The sequence below is a fragment of the Acinetobacter sp. NIPH 2699 genome (genome assembly GCF_022549355.1).
Taxonomy (GTDB): Bacteria; Pseudomonadota; Gammaproteobacteria; order Pseudomonadales; family Moraxellaceae; genus Acinetobacter.
In genome coordinates this window covers 1-206 of sequence record NZ_JAKZGL010000053.1, presented here as the reverse complement: position 1 = coordinate 206, position 206 = coordinate 1, and the positions used below count along the sequence as shown (strand labels likewise).

At 48.1% G+C, this 206-nt stretch carries 1 protein-coding gene; it reads right to left on the bottom strand.

Going from position 1 to position 206, the window contains the following annotated elements:
* The coding region (locus tag MMP72_RS15855) for an Ig-like domain-containing protein (protein WP_241406220.1) at positions 1-206 on the bottom strand (206 nt) is incomplete at both ends.

Below are 206 nucleotides of genomic sequence, written 5' to 3'. Positions count from 1 at the left end.
ACTGCATCTACAATTGCTGTGGCAGGATCTGAACTATTGCCTGCTTCATCTGTTGCCACTGCTGTGATTTCATCACCATCATCTAAACCTGGGTTTGGTACTGTCCAACTGCCATCTGGTCCTGCAACAACTTCTGCTGTGCTGCCATCTGGGAAGGTCACAGTCACTGTAGAATCAGGTTCTGCTGTTCCTGTAATTGGATCGGT